Annotated in this window: 14 protein-coding genes and 2 pseudogenes; 2 read left to right on the forward strand and 14 right to left on the reverse strand. The window is 38.4% G+C overall.

Translation table 11 applies throughout. The features are described from left to right. Positions 1-15: 15 nt before the first annotated feature. Positions 16-1131 (reverse strand): IS630 family transposase, encoded by a 1116-nt coding sequence (locus PVK79_RS22150; RefSeq protein WP_257324033.1) that lies wholly within the window; start codon positions 1129-1131, stop codon positions 16-18. A 59-nt stretch (positions 1132-1190) separates the two neighbouring features. On the opposite strand from PVK79_RS22150, the gene PVK79_RS22155 reads away from it, so the two are divergent. Together PVK79_RS22155 and PVK79_RS22160 are read left to right on the forward strand one after the other, a co-directional pair. Next, positions 1191-1442, forward strand: a complete 252-nt coding sequence (locus PVK79_RS22155) for a LexA family protein (protein WP_149983453.1) — start codon at positions 1191-1193, stop codon at positions 1440-1442. 595 nt (positions 1443-2037) lie between these two features. Next, positions 2038-2820, forward strand: a pseudogene (locus PVK79_RS22160) (transposase). Positions 2821-3352: 532 nt separating this feature from the next. On the opposite strand, the gene istB reads toward PVK79_RS22160, so the two are convergent. The 13 genes and pseudogenes from istB to PVK79_RS22225 all read right to left on the reverse strand — a co-directional run bounded on the left by istB (position 3353) and on the right by PVK79_RS22225 (position 18418). Beyond that, complete coding sequence (istB, locus tag PVK79_RS22165; RefSeq protein WP_257323996.1) at positions 3353-4108, reverse strand: IS21-like element helper ATPase IstB; 756 nt, start codon at positions 4106-4108, stop codon at positions 3353-3355. Positions 4109-4119: 11 nt separating this feature from the next. Then, entirely contained in the window at positions 4120-5670 is a 1551-nt protein-coding gene (istA, locus tag PVK79_RS22170) for an IS21 family transposase (protein ID WP_257324811.1), read from the reverse strand. 259 nt (positions 5671-5929) lie between these two features. Beyond that, positions 5930-6801, reverse strand: a pseudogene (locus PVK79_RS22175) (IS982 family transposase). Between the two features lie 528 nt (positions 6802-7329). Further along, positions 7330-9285 carry a polysaccharide biosynthesis protein gene (locus PVK79_RS22180; RefSeq protein WP_257324813.1) on the reverse strand — a complete coding sequence of 652 codons (1956 nt, stop codon included), beginning with the start codon at positions 9283-9285 and terminating at the stop codon, positions 7330-7332. Between the two features lie 179 nt (positions 9286-9464). Then, entirely contained in the window at positions 9465-9848 is a 384-nt protein-coding gene (locus PVK79_RS22185; RefSeq protein WP_257324815.1) for a four helix bundle protein, read from the reverse strand. A gap of 57 nt (positions 9849-9905) precedes the next feature. Beyond that, a complete protein-coding gene (locus PVK79_RS22190; protein ID WP_257324817.1) occupies positions 9906-11081 on the reverse strand; it encodes a DegT/DnrJ/EryC1/StrS family aminotransferase in 1176 nt (391 codons plus the stop codon). A gap of 3 nt (positions 11082-11084) precedes the next feature. After that, on the reverse strand, positions 11085-11930 hold the full coding sequence (locus tag PVK79_RS22195; protein WP_210797764.1) for a 3-hydroxyacyl-CoA dehydrogenase family protein: 846 nt from the start codon (positions 11928-11930) through the stop codon (positions 11085-11087). Then, positions 11930-12565: an acetyltransferase gene (locus PVK79_RS22200; RefSeq protein WP_210797763.1), complete on the reverse strand. Its 636-nt coding sequence runs from the start codon at positions 12563-12565 to the stop codon at positions 11930-11932. Before PVK79_RS22200 ends, PVK79_RS22195 begins: the two co-directional genes overlap by 1 nt. Further along, positions 12562-13158 carry a sugar transferase gene (locus PVK79_RS22205; RefSeq protein ID WP_210797762.1) on the reverse strand — a complete coding sequence of 199 codons (597 nt, stop codon included), beginning with the start codon at positions 13156-13158 and terminating at the stop codon, positions 12562-12564. The genes PVK79_RS22200 and PVK79_RS22205 overlap by 4 nt, the downstream gene beginning before the upstream one ends. Positions 13159-13160: 2 nt before the next feature. Next, the gene (locus PVK79_RS22210; protein WP_257324819.1) at positions 13161-14405 is read right to left on the reverse strand and encodes a glycosyltransferase family 4 protein; all 1245 of its coding nucleotides are present in this window, start codon (positions 14403-14405) and stop codon (positions 13161-13163) included. Positions 14406-14425: 20 nt separating this feature from the next. Further along, on the reverse strand, positions 14426-16255 hold the full coding sequence (locus PVK79_RS22215; protein ID WP_257324820.1) for a hypothetical protein: 1830 nt from the start codon (positions 16253-16255) through the stop codon (positions 14426-14428). A gap of 26 nt (positions 16256-16281) precedes the next feature. Continuing rightward, entirely contained in the window at positions 16282-17376 is a 1095-nt protein-coding gene (locus PVK79_RS22220) for a glycosyltransferase (RefSeq protein WP_257324821.1), read from the reverse strand. Next, positions 17366-18418: a hypothetical protein gene (locus tag PVK79_RS22225; protein ID WP_257324822.1), complete on the reverse strand. Its 1053-nt coding sequence runs from the start codon at positions 18416-18418 to the stop codon at positions 17366-17368. Before PVK79_RS22225 ends, PVK79_RS22220 begins: the two co-directional genes overlap by 11 nt. Positions 18419-18497 lie beyond the last annotated feature (79 nt).

Here is an 18497-nt window from a genome sequence, read left to right on the forward strand (position 1 = left end):
TCACACAAATTTTGACTAGTTGAGAGCACCGTAAGCTCTCTCTAGTTTTTCACGTGCTGAATCAACATTAAACATCCAATTTATACTGGCGCCTTCTTTATTTCGGCGCCATTCCCACGCCGTGAGCTCTGTCTTTAACTCTTCCATACTTGCTATGCGCCGATCTAAGCATTGCTTATTCATATTGCCAATTTCTATCTCGACCATATTCAACCAACTCGCATGTTTAGGTGTGTAATGGAACTCTATTTTATTTAAAATACGTCGTGCTTCTTGCGGTGAAAATGCTTTATATAACGCACCTTCCGTATGAGTCGATAAGTTATCTAGCACGACACGAATTTTATTCGCATGTGGGTAGTGTTCATCGACTAAGTCCTTCATACAGTGTGCAAAATCAACTTTCGTTTTCCTCTGTGTTGCTTTAACGTGTCGCCAACCCCGATGACGGTCAAAGAATACAAATAAGTTAGCCACGCCAACCCGTTTATATTCATAATCTAGGCGTTTTACCTGTCCCTTTTTCATCGGTTGTACTGGCCGTGTATCATCAACAAGTTGCTTCATCGCCTCATCAAAATTAATAATGGGATTGAGCTCATCCGCTGGCTCAGCATATAATTCAAGTACATGCTCCATTCTTGCAATATACTCAGCGTCCATTGTTGCCACACACCACATCTTTTTTTGCCATGGCTTTAACGCATTTTCTTTAAGGCGTCTACGAACCGTTTCATATGAAATACTGTCTAAATCCGTTAATGTTATTAATCGCTCGCCAAGTAACGCTAATGTCCATCGGCAGTGTCCTGTTGGCGGCTCAGAACAGGCTGTGGCTATTAAAGTTACTTCATCTTTCGCGGAGGTTTTTCTCATAGCACCACTTCGTGCACCTTCATTTAAAGCGGCTTCTAAACCGTCTTCGACAAACTGACGTTTGACTCGAAATACAGTTGAAGAGCTCACTTGAACCGCTTCACATATTTGATCTGTTGTATATCGACAACGGTCCGCTTTTAATAAAATGGCGGCTCGTTTGTACTTTCGAACATTGACCATGCCTTTTTTGCAGTAGTTAACTAATTCGCATTTTTCTTCTGCTGATAATTCAACAATATACTTTCGGTTCATAACAATATTAAATGAGTAAATATGAGTTAAAGGATCGTCAATTAGGATAAAAGTTCATTATGAATAAAGAAGAGTTGCCGTCGTTCACTGTGAAACAAGGGCAGTATTTGGCATTTATTTATTACTACACAAAAGTGAATGGTGTTGCACCTGCTGAAAATGATTTTGAGCGTTATTTTGGAACTGCATCATCAAGTGTTCATGCAATGATTTTAACGCTTAAAAAGAAAGGGTTCATCACTTCAACTGCTGGAAAAAGCCGAACGATAAAGCTATTGATAGGAATAAATCAGTTGCCTGAATTTAAGTAAGGCAACTGATCAGAACTTCTGTGAACGAGTACTAGTCACTCCCCTAGAGCAGCATATAGTTTAAAATCAGGCAACTAAGTTCATACTAATGTGTAAATTAGTGATCATAGCTGTTCTATTTAAATCAAACTCATTTAACCTTAACCCTCTATACCTAGGCGCTATAGCCGCTTCTGGTGTATGAGAAAAAGTCATTGCTATGTAATCTGTCAATTGATCTTGGCGGTTCAACAATTAACCAGAGAGGCATCGCAATGACTGAAAATGATAATGTTATTTCCATCGAGGCACCAGTAAATCCGTTAGAATAATTACTAAAAACAGGGGCTCAGCAGCTGTTACCTCAAGCTATAGAGGCGGAACTGCTTACTCAATACCAGCATGAGACCGTCGAAGGGCTTCTGAGGATTGTTAAAACTGAACGTACTATTCAAACAGCCTCGGTGATATTGAAGTAAAAACACCTAAAGTAAGGGAGCAAAAAAATGAAGGCGTTAAATTCAATAGTCCCTTGATCCCGACTTATTTAAAACGGAAGAAAAGCATTGAAGAATTGATCCCACAGCTCTATTTACGAGGGATTTAAACAGGTGATATGCAGCCTGCTTTGGTGTCATTGCTCGGTGAGCAGGCCAAAAGGTTGTCCGTAAACAGCGTATCTCGATTGAAAGAAGCTTGGAAAACAGAATGCCAGCAATGGACTGGACGTTCTTTGACTAAACGTCGGTATGTGTATATCTGGGCTGATGGTATTTACAGCAAAGTTAGAATGGATGATAAGCTGTGCTTATTAGTGGTTATGGGCGTAGATGAAACGAGTAGAAAGGCATTGTTAGCGGTGGTAGATGGTCTGGGCAGTGCTGGATTGAAGTGTTAAACCAGTTGCACTCACAGGGTCTAACAATACCGTCCAAATTGACCATTGGTGATGGCGCGCTGGGATTTTGGAATGCCCTGTCCAACAACGCAACATCAGCGTTGTTGGGTGCACAAAATAGCGAATGTGTTAAACAAAGTGTCTAAATCAATGCAGCAGAAAATCAAAGCGAATTTGCAAGATATCTGAATGGCAGAGAGTCGCTTTTCTGCTTATAAAGCGTATGATTTATTTGTTAATAATTACTCTGTTAAATACAAAAAGGCGACGGATTGCTTGATGAAGGATAAATATGAAATGTTAACATTTTATGATTATCCTGCAGAGCATTGGAAACATATTAGAATCAGTAATCCGATAGAGTCAACGTTTGCGACAGTAAGGCTGAGAACGTATAAAGTGAAGAGCAGTGGCAGTCGGACAACCACCTTAATGATGATCTTTAAGCTCGCACAATCTGCAGAGAAAAATGGTATCGTCTGCGAGGATTTAAGCTATTAGCTGACGTGATCACAGGGATAAAATTTAAAGACGGCGAAAGAATAATGCAAGATCAAGCAGAGCTCATACACCAGATTTGACAATAACTTAGTTTGAGTATGGATACTTATTTGGTGCAGTGTGCCCAAGTAATGGTAAAACAGAAGCGCTGATCAACCCTATCGTCAATAAAGATGTCATGAGACAACTCATGGGAATTAATATCAAAAGCAACGGAGGCGGGACGTCATGTGGTCGTGATCATTGATGGCGCTGGTTGGCATACTATTGATACGGTACAACCATTAAATAATGTTACGCTAATAAAACTTCCGCCTTACTCCCCGGAGTAGGATACGGCAAAACTGTCTATCTAATCATGTATTCAGTGGTTATGAAGAAATAGTCGAACAAATTTTGCAAGCGTGGAATAAATTCATCTCAGTCTCTGATATGGTTAAAAGCATATGCTTTGCGTATTCTCATGACTTTGATCACCGATTCTCATCAGCTTTGATCACCTGATTTATCATTTTGTAGAGCCGTTTTTAAATTAGCTTAACTGATCATCATCAGTCAATTTATTTAACTGTTTTCGTATCGATTCTCCTTTTAAGTTCAACTTAATCGAACCATGAATTAGCCTATCTAAAATGGCGTCAGCATGGGTTGATTCTCCAATCATCTCATGCCAGTTTTCCTGCGGGAGCTGACTTATAATTATGTGTGATTTATACCCATACCGCGCATCGATTAATTCGAGTAAGTCACCTCGTTGCTGTGCACTCAGTGGTTCAAGCCCCCAGTCGTCTAAGATCAGTAGATCATACTTTATTAACTTCGCCAGTAATTTCCGGTAACTACCATCTGCTTGTGCTAGAAACAGGCTTTCAAGTAGTTCTTTTAATCGAATATAGTAAACGCTTTTTCCTTGTAGGCAGTGCTCATGCCCTAAGGCACATGCGAGGTATGTTTTTCCACAGCCTGTTGCCCCGGTGATTAAGATATTTTGATGTAAGTTCAGCCAGCTATTTTGGCTTAAGTTACGTATCTGTGCTTTTTCTATATTACGTGCCGGTGAGTAAATCAGTTGATTTAACTGAGCTGGTAAGCGGAATTTAGCGTGTCGCACGAGCCGGTCGATTTTTCTTTGCTCACGCGTGTCAATTTCATGTGTTAGCAATAAACTGACGCGCTCTATAAAGCTTTGTTCTTGATATAGATTTGGCTGTTCAAACTGCTGCTTGAGTGCTTGCTTTATACCCGATAACTTGAGTAGTTGAAGTTGCTGGTTAATGGTGTTTATCATGATTCATTTCCTTAATGGTAATACTGTGTGCCGCGTATGTTGCCATGCTTAATTGGCTTTTCTGGCTCTGTTTGCTGTGTGGGTAACGGTTGTTGATCCAACCCCTTTTTCAGCATCTGCTTAATTGATTTGAGTGTTGTCGTATTCATCACGATTGCGCGATAACACGCTTGCTCAAGCCGTTCTTTTGAATAGGTTTTAGCTAAACTCAACACCCCTAAACAGGCGCGATAAGCGTGCTCGGGGTGACGCCGTCCACTGAGCTGTAACTCAATAACTTGGTGGGTATACTCCCCGATACTTAATGCCCATGAGCGTAAATTTATCGGTGACTGCTCATGCTGTTTTTGATGCGCCAGAGGCATATGATGAGACTGTGTTGTATGCCCACCTAAACGATGTGAGCGAGGATGTTGTGCGATTAAGGTATCGTCATGATAAAGCTGTACTAGCTGATTGGTTATGTGTGCGCGTAATTGTTTCTTAACCCACTGATACGGCACACTGTAGTAATGTTTTTCTATTTCGACATGATAATCAATGTGTACTCGCACCGTTTTGATTTGTGTATAGTGATAGGGCTTTTCAGGCAATGGCTTTAATGCGCTTTTATCCACCCTATCAAATAGCTGTTTACGTGACTGTTGATATTGCTTCATGACCTTATTGTTCATTACATCAAGTAGCTTTGCTATTTCTTGATTTAGGTGCGCTAAGCTGTAGAAGGTTTGGTTACGCAGACGTGCCATGATCCAACGCTCAACAATTTGTACACCGACTTCAGTCTTCGATTTATCTTTGGGTTTATAAGGTCTAGCCGGTATGACAGCGACATTAAAATACTCGGCTAATTGATGATACGTGGGGTTTAAATCAGGCTCGTAGCGACAGGGTTTACTAACGGCGCTTTTTAAGTTGTCGGGAATAACAAGCTCTGGAACACCGCCTAAAAATGCAAAGCAACGGGCATGACTCATCACCCAATCTTCAAGTTGTTGACTATACGTTGCCTCAGCATAGGTATAATTTGATGCGCCGAGCACGGCAACAAACACTTGAGCAGTACGTGTTTCCTGTGTTGTAGGGCACGTGATGGTCAGCGTGGGGCCACAATAATCCACAAACAGCTTTTCACCGCCTTTATGATGCTGACGCATCGACAACCGTTGTTTTCCTAACCATTGCCGGTAGGCGCGGCAGAAGTGGCTATAGCTGTAATAAGGCTCAGCGACTTTCTCACGCAATTCATCGAATACTAACTGCAACGTCAAATGTTTGTGCTGCTTTAAATCCTTATTGATGGTGAGCCAGTCAGGTGTTGGGTATCTTTTTTGACGGGTTGAGAAGTCCCTGATTTTTGTATTAAGAAAAGTACCGTGTTGTTTATCTTCAGGTAATGGCCATTGGTTTAACCCTAATTCATTGGCCTTTTTAACGTAATTAGCGACGGTCCCAGGGGAGATATTTAAGCTTCTAGCAATCTCTCGATGGGATAATTGTGCCGAATATTTCAGCCGTAAAATAGCATGTAATTTACTCATAGATATAGGTCTTGTTGACATTATTGTTATCCTCATCAAACGATTTAGATAACGGTTTAACATACCTACAAAAATGATAAAACGTGAACTCGGTAACGAGTGGCATTAAGCTTTGATCGGCAAAATCATTAAGAACACAAAAGTGATCATTATCGAGTGATTTTCGTGATCAAAGCTTAATGAGAATAAGTGATCAAAGTTAATGCCATTGGGTGATCAAAGCTGGGGAGAATATGCATGCTCTAAAGATTGGATCAAATTTACTTAACCTGAGATCTGCTTAAGCTATAACTAATGTATTGAGCTCTACGTCAGTTAAATTAAGGTGTGGCTTATTTTCTTTCAAGCAATAAGCCACCAATCCAGCCACTAAATTCAACATAAAACCGTTCATACTCCGATGTCTTGAATGTTCGATGAAGGAAATGTTCTTGAGTTGGTCATTAATTGTTTCGATTATAAAGCGCTTTGAAAGCATTGCTCTATCCCATAATGACATCGCTTTTGCCTTCATGTTTTTGCGAACCGTCGTAATAAGCTTTATCCCTTTATCGAGCAAGTCGGCTTCTAAAGCTTTACTTAAATACCCTTTGTCACCATACAATTTATCTGTCAGACAGTTCGCTAACTCACGCACTGGTTGAGTATCATGTACATTACCTGTTGTCACTTTCGCAGCAACAATTTCACCATGATGATTAACGATTAAATGCAGCTTGAAGCCATAAAACCACCCCATCGACCCTTTGCCACGTTGGGCTATTCCATCAAAGGTTTTGTGTCTTGGAATACGAATATTATTGCACACCTTGATGCATGTAGAGTCAATGAATTCCCCCCCTTTGGGCTTACCTTTAAGCGAAGTGAAATAGGCGCACATCGGAGGCATAACAGCTAAGAATCGGGTATAGCTGAGTAAATTAGAAAATTCACTTTTGTACATAAGTGAAACATACCAAGGTAGTAATTCTTAAAGTCACGGTGATGCGACATATGGAAACTAATGACAATAGTCATAATTTCACTGGTCGTCATACGTCCTGCTCGTCGACGTTTTTGGATGCCATCGTCGAGTAATTGTTTGTTCCATTGAGGGATAAATACTTTGCAAAAATCATCGACATCGCAAAACAATTCAACTAATTTAATCATGCCTGTTCCTTGTTTATCCAATCGTTCTTGGTCGAAAGATCGGATCTCGGAACAGGTATTTAGTGCAATTTCTTAAACGAGATTCAGGTTACTTAATCTTTATGCAGATTGGTATTAGGGGTAATGACAGCACGGAGCATATTGTGCAAAATAGTAGAAGCATTCATGTGTATTAGTTCTGTTGTTTTGGCGCTTCATAACATCACAAAACACCATGAATGTTCCCTCACTTCCCACATTTATTAATACTATTAGTTGTATTAGTTCATTGATATATAAAGGGTAATTATAGGGATACTTTAGCCTAAATCATCTGCAATATCTTCTAAGCCCACATCATCACATTGAGATAATACTTTTTCAACCTTCTTGTGTAAATCGACGTCTCATTTTTACCTGCCTCTACTAAAAGTTAGAGGCGACAACTATCCTGACACAGGGGGGCATAAAGCCCAGCCTGAAAAATCATATACACAAAGAAGGCAATGAGGTGAAGTAAAGCCTAGTCACTTCCCTAGTACCTTCAACCTATCCCTTTAAATTAACTACATTAGCTTGAAGCTGACTCTCAAGCTGAGCGTCTTTTTTAGCATTCCATACTAAATCACAAATTCCATCCGTTGGGTTAAACCCCGTTGGGGCGTCGAGTAATAATTGGCGAATCGACTCGTGGTCAAAGTTATGGCAGGCGATATCAAATGCTTCTAAAAACACTTTTAACTCAGATAATGGTAACATAGCTTCATTTGCCGTCATAATACGCTCATGTGGAGTTTCACCCACGTTATTACCGATTAATAACTCCTCGTAAAGCTTTTCGCCAGGGCGAAGACCTGTACATAAAATTTCAATGTCACCAAGAGGGTTGGTTTTGTCTTTCACTTCAAAGCCGGAAAGGCGGATCATTTTACTAGCTAGATCTTTAATTTTTACCGAATCTCCCATATCAAGTACAAACACATCCCCGCCTTTACCCATTGAGCCTGCTTGAATTACCAATTGCGCAGCTTCAGGTATCGTCATAAAAAAGCGAGTAATATCTTGATGGGTGAGGGTAATTGGACCACCTTCTTTTATTTGCCTACGAAATAACGGCACTACAGAGCCAGACGAGCCAAGTACATTACCAAAGCGAACCATACAAAAGCGCGTACGATGTTCTTTACCTTTGGTTTGCGCTAAACCTTGCAGCACCAACTCAGCCATCCGCTTAGTAGCCCCCATAACATTTGTTGGGCGTACTGCTTTATCGGTAGAGATTAATACAAAAGTTTCAACCCCAGCGTTAACAGCAGCTTTGGCAGCATAGTAAGTACCAAATAAGTTATTACGTACGCCCTCGACTACGTTGTGCTCCACAAGCGGAACATGTTTATAGGCTGCGGCGTGATAAACAGTTTGAACATCAAACGCCATCATTACTGTTTCAATACGATTAATGCGCTGCACTGAACCCATTATTGGTATTAGCTCTAAATCAATATTATTATTAGCTACATACTCATTAAGCTCTTTCTCAATTGAATATAAGCCAAACTCAGATATTTCAAATAATACGAGTTTTTTAGGGTGCTGCCTAACTATTTGTCTGCAGAGCTCTGAGCCAATAGATCCACCAGCACCAGTAACCATTACTGTTTTACCAGCAATATTTGCAGCCATAAGTTCAGGTTTTGGTGTAACTGGGTCTCGACCTAATAAGTCTTCAATTTCAACTTCTCTAAATTCAGAGAGCTGCGCTTTACCTTCAACAACATCGGCCATACCGGGAATGGATAAAACTTTAATCGTCAACGGCTCAAGCTGCGCAAGCACCTCTTTACGCCTTGATCGGCTTGCACTAGGTAGCGCTAATAATACTTTAGTAGCCTTGCCATTATTAATCAGTTCATAAATATCTTTAAAACTGATTACCGGAATACCTTGAACGATCGAACCTTGCTTAGTGACATCATCGTCAATAAAAGCCCGAACATAATATTCTGGGCCAGCACCTAGTGCCGTAGCAAGCTGTCTACCCGCAGAACCTGCACCATAAATAATAACTGACTCTTTATTTACAGTAGCCATTCTGCCGATCATCGCGCGGACCAAAATGCGCGAACCACCAACCGTCAGTAAACATAACCAAGCAAAAATAAATGGCATAGTTCGCGGGATGGTAATGCCTACAAAAAACGACAGTAATACTAAGCTTACAGTGGTGATAACCGTGCCAAGCACAATAGCCCATAACGCCTGTGCGTTCATGTACCTGAGCACTGCACGGTATAAACCTAAATTAATAAATGCGATTAAACCGGTAGGTATTAACATCGCTAACAGCAACCAATTACCCACTTCATTAAAAGGCGCGAGGCTATCTAAACGCACTATAAGCGCAAGCCAAAATGCAGCGGCAATAAACAGTGAATCAATAAATAAAGTAATCGCACGTTTTTTAGTGCGAGAAGTATTCAAAATAGACCGGATGAAACTATCCAAAACAAGTTCCCTTTTCTTGTAATTTGTTAATTAGAAAAGTTAAGAGCAAATAACCATACTCCTAAATTGTTAAAATTTTATGAATTATAGCTTATAAACAGCGAAGGAGCTAGGAGCTAGGAGCTAGGAGCTAGGAGCTAGGAGCTAGGAGCTAGGAGCTAGGAGCTAGGAGCTAGGAGCTAGGAGCTACCAATATCATAATCAGGCTCTTGCTCTTTAACAAAGCCTTTTCTGCGTTTAATTAACGCCGCGATCATTGCTGCAACTTCTTTAGCTTCAGATATTAGCTTTAATCCATGCTCTTTATCTATAAAACCAATTTCAATACCAATATAAAGTTGTGTAACTAATTCACCAGCTGAGCTTTTCACGTAATATAAAAATCTAGATTCATCGTTTAGAGTTTCACGCTCTACTCCCTCCGCTATATTGGAAGGTATAGATAAAGCCGAACGTGTAACTTGATCTTTAAATCCAAAATCTTTGCAATTAGCAATAGCTTTATAGGTATCACACGCCAACCGAGAAGCTCTTTTCCAAACATCCTGTTTTTCAAATTGCATAAAATTACCACCCTTAGTTCCCTATACTTTTTCTAGCACCTAGTACCTAGCGCCTTATTACTTACTTGCTAACTCAAACACTTCTTTCATAACTTGGGTTGTTTTAGCTATTTCATCTTCAGTAAGGGTTGGGTGTACTAAAAACATAATAGAGGTTTCGCCAAGCTCTATAGCGTTAGGTAAGCGTTTTTCTGGGCGCCATGGGGTGTTGTCAAAGGCCTTTTCTAAATACACTTCAGAACAACTGCCTTGAAAGCAAGGTACACCACGCTCTAAAATGGTGTTCACTGTACGATCGCGATCCCAACCTTCGGCTAAGCACTCAGGCTTAATAAACATATAATGCTTATATTCAGCGTGTTCACTGTATTCAGGAACCTCAACTAAACGGATACAGTCAAAACCACTCGCCGCTTGGTCTAGTTGTGCGCCGTATGCTTGGCGTTTCGCAGACCACTCAGCCATACGAGTTAACTGAATACGTCCCAGTACTGCTTGCATTTCAGTCATACGCCAGTTAGTACCAAAGCTTTCGTGTAACCATCTAAACCCAGGTGGGTGCTCACGGTTGTATATTGCATCAAAGCTTTTTCCGTGGTCTTTATAGCTCCACATAGTTGACCATAACTCTTTAGAGTTAGTGGTTACCATGCCGCCTTCACCGCCGGTGGTCATAATTTTATCTTGGCAGAAACTCCACGCGCCAACATGACCAATACTACCTACAGAACGGCCTTTATACTTAGCGCCATGGGCTTGAGCGCAGTCTTCTATTACATAAAAACCACGCTCTTTACTAAGTGCCATAATTGCGTCCATTTCAGCAGGCATGCCCGCTAAGTGCACAACAATAACTGCTTTTGTTTTTGGTGTAAGTACAGCTTTTATAGATTCTGCGGTAATCGCTTGGCTATTTAAATCCACATCAGCAAATACTGGCGCTGCGCCAGCAGTAACAATACTTGAGGCAGACGCTAAAAAAGTACGCGGCGTAGTGATAACTTCATCGCCAGTACCCACATTTAACGCTTTAAGGGCTATATCAAGCGCTAAAGTGCCATTACCAAGTGCAATTGCGTATTCGCTATCTGCCCAAGTAGCAAATTCTTTTTCAAATTCACGGCATTCTGTACCCGTCCAGTAGTTAACTTTGTTTGACAAAACTACACGACTTACAGCATCAGCTTCTTCTTGAGTGAAGCTAGGCCAAGGAGAAAACGAGGTATTTAACATATATTAATACTCAAAAAAGCCTTTCTTAGTTTTACGGCCTAAATGGTTAGCTCTAACCATTTTTCTTAGGAGGGGATGGGCTCTATATTTAGGATCTCCAGTTTCACTATAAAGAGTTTCCATTATAGATAAATTCACATCATTACCAATTAAATCGGCTAGTGCTAAAGGGCCCATAGGATGGTGCGCACCAAACCTCATAGCTCTATCAATATCTTCAGCTGTTGCTACACCTTCGGCTAAAATACTTACAGCTTCATTGATCATCGGTATCAACATTCGGTTCACAACGAACCCAGGAGCTTCTTGAACAACAACAGGCGCTTTACCTAAAGCCTTAGTCAGAGTTTGCAACTTATCAACTACCAAAGGGTTAGTTTCATGGCCTACAACTATTTCAACTAATTCCATAATAGGAGCAGGGTTGAAAAAATGTAACCCGATTACATTCTCTGGGTTTGGTAAAACACTACCAAAAGCTGTAATAGATAGAGATGAAGTATTAGAAGCAACAATTGTTGATTCATTAATAAAACCAGAAAGCTTAGAAAAAAGTTCCATTTTAGCGACAAAGTCTTCGGCAATCGCTTCTATAATCAAATCAGAATTACCAACAATTGCAAGCTCGGTGCAACAGACAACTTTTTCTATTGCAATACTTGACAGCTCAGCTGATATTTTCCCTTTACGAGCAAGTCTAGATATATTTTTTTCACAGGTACTTTTTGAAGTAATAGCTTTATCTTCAGTTCTTGCGATTAAATTTACTTTTGAAACCTCATTACTTACACAAAGCACTTGGGCTATACCCGTAGCCATAGTTCCAGAGCCTATTATTGATACTTCCATTACTCAGTTATCTCCTTTAATTTTTTAGCGGGGTTACCAGCAAAAATAGTTCTTTCCGGAATGTTTTTAGTCAATACTCCCCCCATTCCAAGCATTGAGCCTTTCTGAAGATTTAAACCTTGTCTAATTGTAGCACCCGTACCAATTTCAACTAGGTCGTCTAATATTACGTTTCCAGAAATAGCGGCCATTGGAGCTACAGTTATAAAATCACCAAATTTACATTCATGCCCAACGGTTACATTAAGGTTTAATATATTGTGAGCGCCAAGGGTAATATCTGCAGTGAGTATAGAACCTGCACAAATGATGCTACCTTGACCAAAACTAACAGTATTGGAGTATCTAGCACTCGGGTGGATTAATGTTGCAAAATTCGGCTTTCCTAATAGCTGCATTTTATCTGAGACGGCTTTACGCGTCCTAGGATTACCGATAGCTATTACAAACTCACAATCTGAAGTGTAATCCACCCAAGAGTCAACTGAACCTAAAACGATTGCCCCTTGGACATCTGCACCATGTGTAAAAGTATTATCGTCTAAAACACCTCTTACTTTACGGTTGCAATCATGCGCTAGCCAAACAACCTCTTTAGCAAATCCACCACCACCTATAACTATAATTTCTTTCACTTATTATCACTCCCTTTAAAAAGAGACATTGTCGCCTCACCTTCAGCGCTTATACCTTCACGTACAAATACTTTTTTTACGGTAAGTAATAGTATTTTAAAATCCAGTAAGAAGCTTTGATTGTCAACATACCACACATCGAGCTTAAACTTTTGCTCCCAACTAATCGCATTACGGCCATTCACTTGCGCCCAACCGGTAATACCCGGGCGTACATTATGGCGTCGCGCTTGCTCTGTACTGTACAAAGGTAAATACTGTACTAATAAAGGCCTTGGCCCTACTAAGCTCATATCCCCTTTTAATACATTAAATAAACCAGGTAGCTCATCTAAGCTGGTAGAGCGTAAAAAAGCACCAAATTGAGTCATCCGTTCATCGTCTGGCAGTAAATTACCTTGCTTATCTTTACCATCAAGCATGGTCCTAAACTTCATCATTTTAAAAATTTGACCATTCAAACCAGGGCGGTCTTGCGTAAATAAAATAGGCGAGCCCAATTTAAAACGAATAAGTACAGCAACAACAATTATTATGGGTAATAAAATAAATAATGCACTGAGGGCAACTAAAAAATCAAAGAGGCGTTTCATAACTACCTTCCATTCTGCCCTGAAATATTTTCTATTTCACGAATTTTAACAAGGTACTCCTCAGCAAGTGTTTTATACATTCTCCTGGAGAGGATCCATTCTTTTCCTTTGTCGCCAAGGTTGCGCCGCTCATCGTCATTCAAGAACGCAAACTTGATTAATGCATCTTGCATCGCATCTTGCATCACATCTTTATCGTCAGCAGGTATAAAAATCCCAGAACCTGACTCATTTAACATCGATGGATAACCTGAGTATGAAGCAACCACAGGTTTACCTGATAACATATATTGCACTACCTTATTCATGGATTGCCCAAAATCCCACACTTTTGAATTCTGGGTTGATAAATACAAAACATCACATTTATTCAAAAAATACTGAACCTCTTCTTGCTTTATTTTTGGAACAAAAGTTACGTTATCGTAACTAGTTAGTTCATTTTTGAACTTATCTTTTAAATCACCATCACCAACTAAAACAAAGTGAAGATCTTTAAGTTCAGACATATTTTTTATGGTATCAATAAACGGCTGAAGTGAATTAGATATACCCATACTTCCAGCATAACCGATTATTTTTTTTCCTTTAGGGAAATAAACATCTAACTTAGGCACCTCTAAAACGGCACCAATCTGATGTTCATCGATACCTAACGGAGAACAAAAAACTTCTTTTTTATAACCTAGGATATTCTCTACATGTAAGTCTAACCTAGGCATAGTACCAACGATTAAATCTGCATTTTTATAACCAAACTTTTCTAACCACCCTAATGCAATTGATAGGGGATGGTATTTACTTACACCTCCCTCTTCAATAAGTGTTAGAGGCCAAATATCCCTAATTTCAAAAATTAGTGATGCACCGAACCTTTTTTTTAAATAATACCCGTATACAATCGAAAGCAATGAAAGTGATGATATTAGAACTACATCTGGTTTATTTAGCTTTTTTTTATCCATTAGAAAAAGCCTAAACTCGAAGTCAAACCAACTCAATACACGTTTCATTGAAGCTGACTTATTGTATTTTATATTTTTAATCCAACAAACCTTTACTCCATCCTGCTCTTCGTAATTATATCTATTTTCAGTTTCGGGGAACTTACATAAATGATTTGAGTCAGAAGTAATGAGAACAACTTGTTCACACTGCTTACTAAACTCTTTTGCTAAATAGAAAAGGCGAGCGGCAGCCCCATAACTGGGGATGCTCGCATATTTTGATATACACCAAATATTCATAAAATATCTAAGCCTAAAAATTAGGAAGATTTATATAACTTAGGAATACTGTTAACGGTACGAATAGCTTCACCGAAGTCAATACCTAAAACATCAAGATACCATTTAATATTTGGATACCTTGGTTTATTTTCTTCTCTTGTAAGCGCTAAAGCTTCATCTCTTGTGATATCCCCTTCACGAATTTGGTTACTTCGAAAAGTGTCATGCTCAGTGAAACCTGCAACTGTATAGTAAACATAATTGTAAAAAGCGGCTGTTGCATCCCCAATACGCCATGTTGTAGGAGTATCTATCGCTTTTTCCCAATCATATTGATTAAGTAAAATATTATCTAATTCAGTTTCGTCCCATCTCCAATAATCAAATATATGGAAGTAATCTTTCTTCTCTGTAAAGCTACGGAAGTACTCACCAGCAAGCGTATCAAACAATGAAGAGTTAAAGTAACCAGGGCTATCCATCATTGCCGTAAAGCGCTTTTTCTGATAATGCAGCTGCTTCATTGCGCCGTTAGTGTAAACATGCTTACCTTCAAAGTCAGGTGGAATATCGAGAAAACCAGTTTTAAAGTGAGTTACCTCTAATGGGTTTACGCCCCATAAATTAATATCTATGCCAGTTTGCTTTTTAACTGTTTCAACATGTCTGAAGAAATGCTTATCACCTGCTGTCAATATACTCATCATGCCAAGGTGAGGAGACTTCAACCAAGCCTTAAGGTTTATCGCAACATTCTTACGTTTTTTCTCAATATCAGCCGCAACAATGATATTTTCAACACCTAATTGCGCGCACATTCTGCTAATATTACGTCTCCCTAAATCTGTAACTAACCCCCAGTCATAAGTATAAGTAATTGGTTTCATCTTCAATTCATTAACAATTAAATGTAAACCGTAGCAACTATCTCGCCCACCAGAGAATGGCACAATACAGTCAGGTTCACCTTTTCTTCGATACTTTTCTACTAGCTCAAAAAGCTCTTCTTTGGGCTTGGGCTGATTCTTTGGTTTGTACGTATTGCAATAATTACAAACACCGAGTGAGTCAAAATGGATAAAAGGCATAGTCTCTGGAAGAATACATTTAGTACAACGTTTAAGTACTGGCTCATTATATTCAAGAAGAGCTTCTTTCTCAGCATTAAAAGATAATGCTGGAACTAGATCTAGTTTTCTAGAGTGAAAATCTTTAACCTCACCAGTATTATTTGCTTTTGGAATATCCCAAACAACTGTTTCATTTATTACTTTATGTACAACTGAGAAACCCAATTTAGTTAAAGGATAGCTCTCAGATGAAAAATATAAACTATCATTTGAATCTGCAACATATAAACTTCCATTATTTGAAAAAAGAAGCGCTTTACCCATAGATGGGAACAACAGCGCACACGCAACTACGCCCTTACATTTATCCAAAATATGAGTGGGAATATCCTCTAAAGCAACGCCTTTTTCTAAACAATCTAGAGCAATAGCGATAATAACTTCAGAATCTATCTGAAACTTACGTTCAACATTTATATCTTTCCATAACTCTTCATCATTAACTATAATGCCATTATGTATAGCAATTATACCATCACGTATCACTGGTTGATTATCTGTAAGACCATTAGTGACTAATCTACTATGGCCAAACACAAGCTTTTTATTATTCAATGAAGTCGACTTAAGCAGCTTATTAATATCAAAATCAGCTCTAGTAGTTGCATAAGAGCCAGCCTCAAATGTAATTAAGCCACTTGAATCCCTTCCTCTTTGCCTAGAGTGTTTCGCTAGCTCTTTAAGATGCCCAACATTAATATTGTGTTGTTTTGAAACAACACCGAAAATTCCACACATAATTTAACAACCTTTTAGAAAACAAATTAAAGCAAATTCGAATATAAACGTCTAAGTTTTACTATCATTTGAGACCAAGAATACCCATCAAGCTCCTCATGATTTATATTTTTTCTTATTAACCCACCTGTATTTAATAAAACCTTGAATTCTTCTATATTTTTGAAGGTATACCCTGAGTTTGTATTTTTTATATAACTTGCAATTTCAGGGAAATCACTGCCGATAACATTAAACCCGCTAAAAGTGTATTCAAAAAGCTTATTAGGTAATGAGTACTTATCACTTAAAGAAATAGGGGCTAATATACATAGGCCAAAAGTAAAATCATTTTCATTTAAAAACTCCATCAAAAGATCATTTGGCATTGGCTTATGGTAGTGGATATTTTTAAAACCTTTAGAGGATTCTATAATTCTATCCTCCAGCACTCCCCAACCTATAAAATGACACTCTTGCCCATTATCTTGGAAAATATCTAATAGCTCGATTAAATTACGTCCTTCTGAAAACTGTCCAACATAGACAAACTTATTGCTATTAGTATCCGAAAAAGTCTTTGATGCTAGGTTTTGTTTAAACTCAGGAGAATTATATATCAACTCATGATAAGGCAACTCCAAAAATGTGTCTATGTACCATTTTTCAATGAGTGAGGATACTGTGATCAATGAATCACAATGTCTATAGCACAAAGATTCGATAAAATATGTCAAACGAGCAAGGGCCTTACTTTGCCCGCCCTTATTTGATTCTAATTCATGGCAATCATAAACAACCTTACAGCCATATAGTTTTTTATATGCTATTGCTGAAAAAAGCGGATAGGTATCATGCACATGAATAAGGCTAGGTTTACAAGATTTGAACAATAAAAAAGCTTGTATATTAAAATAAATTAGATTAAAAAAATGTCTAATCGATTTAGTTACAAATTTGGCGCTAAAGCTTTTGAGAATTATATATTTACAATAACCATCCAAATTAAACTTGTGAGGCTCGGACTTATCTTCGATCCCGATAGCTATAACATCATAATCTTGCAATGCTTTTATTTGTCGAATGATTCTAAAATCAGATCGTATATCTGTATTAGATACGTGTATGACTTTATTGCTCAATAGTAGTCTCCTTTATAACTTTCGCTCTACTTATATAAACTAAAAGGAGAGCTATTAATAAACCATGAGTTAAAGCGGCTGTAAACAAATCAGACTGAATAAGCGCAACATTAAGAGGGCTAGCAATCAAAGATATTGCAAACCATGTCGGCATATTTCCACTTAGTGAAAAGTCATCAATCATCTTTATTATTAAAGCTAATAAAAGCGAATAAATATACACACCTATTGCGCCAAAATTAGCATAACCACTAGAAACCAGCCCATTATTAGCCCTAGTATCATCATTAAACATCCAATTACCAATTAAAGATGAAATGCCTTGCTCATATGGGTAATCTATAAAGTACTTCATGATTGATTGAGACCAGAAGGTAAACTCATTTTGATTAAAGAAATCCACATAAGCGAAAGTAAGCTGCGCAGGAACAAAAAATACACGGCGAACGTATAGCCCAGAAACCTGTATATCATCAAAATACAAAAACAAAACTACACACACCAATAAAGAAAATGAAATTGAGAAAGGGAGAATTATTAAGCTTCTTTCCTTTTTGAAATAATACCAAGCACCAATAACTAAAAATGGCATAAAAAGCACGGCTTTATGTGCTGAAAAGCCAAAAAACACAACCTGTAAACTCAGAAAAAAAGCTAACAGAAAAAAACGTGAGTTTTTTAAGCAAATTGCGAGTATGTAAAGAGTAAATATAGAGTAGGTCCAGTTATTTAAATATGTAAATATCCCGACTTCTGCCAATTTTGCATTTTGATCTCTAAACTGATAAACCGCGTCTAAATCAAAATTTAAACTAGCACCGGATAATAGGAAATTAGACAAAACGAGAAACATGCAGAAAATTGATAGATAAATTGCTAATTGCCCCCCACCATTGATATAAGGCACATTTTTAAAAGAAACAAAACTATGATTTATAAAGTAATACATTAAATACAATGAACTTAAACAAAGGAATACAACATAAAAATCTCTAGCAGAGTCTAACCCGAACAGACTCGTAATAGGCGCATAAAAAAACATACAAGCACTTAAAAAAAAGTAATCACTCACCTTTTTAAGAAATAAACTACACAGAGGTATACATAACAAATACATAATT

The sequence above is a fragment of the Pseudoalteromonas rhizosphaerae genome (assembly GCF_028885455.1).
GTDB lineage: Bacteria > Pseudomonadota > Gammaproteobacteria > Enterobacterales > Alteromonadaceae > Pseudoalteromonas > Pseudoalteromonas rhizosphaerae.

Excerpts from the sequence above, each read along its gene's own strand:
- PVK79_RS22155 (WP_149983453.1), top strand. The coding sequence starts at position 1,191 with ATGAATAAAGAAGAGTTGCCGTCGTTCACTGTGAAACAAGGGCAGTAT.
- istB (WP_257323996.1), bottom strand. The coding sequence starts at position 4,108 with ATGATAAACACCATTAACCAGCAACTTCAACTACTCAAGTTATCGGGT.
- istA (WP_257324811.1), bottom strand. The coding sequence starts at position 5,670 with ATGTCAACAAGACCTATATCTATGAGTAAATTACATGCTATTTTACGG.
- PVK79_RS22190 (WP_257324817.1), bottom strand. The coding sequence starts at position 11,081 with ATGTTAAATACCTCGTTTTCTCCTTGGCCTAGCTTCACTCAAGAAGAA.
- PVK79_RS22215 (WP_257324820.1), bottom strand. The coding sequence starts at position 16,255 with ATGTGTGGAATTTTCGGTGTTGTTTCAAAACAACACAATATTAATGTT.
- PVK79_RS22185 (WP_257324815.1), bottom strand. The coding sequence starts at position 9,848 with ATGCAATTTGAAAAACAGGATGTTTGGAAAAGAGCTTCTCGGTTGGCG.
- PVK79_RS22195 (WP_210797764.1), bottom strand. The coding sequence starts at position 11,930 with ATGGAAGTATCAATAATAGGCTCTGGAACTATGGCTACGGGTATAGCC.
- PVK79_RS22205 (WP_210797762.1), bottom strand. The coding sequence starts at position 13,158 with ATGAAACGCCTCTTTGATTTTTTAGTTGCCCTCAGTGCATTATTTATT.
- PVK79_RS22210 (WP_257324819.1), bottom strand. The coding sequence starts at position 14,405 with ATGAATATTTGGTGTATATCAAAATATGCGAGCATCCCCAGTTATGGG.
- PVK79_RS22225 (WP_257324822.1), bottom strand. The coding sequence starts at position 18,418 with ATGTTTTTTTATGCGCCTATTACGAGTCTGTTCGGGTTAGACTCTGCT.
- PVK79_RS22150 (WP_257324033.1), bottom strand. The coding sequence starts at position 1,131 with ATGAACCGAAAGTATATTGTTGAATTATCAGCAGAAGAAAAATGCGAA.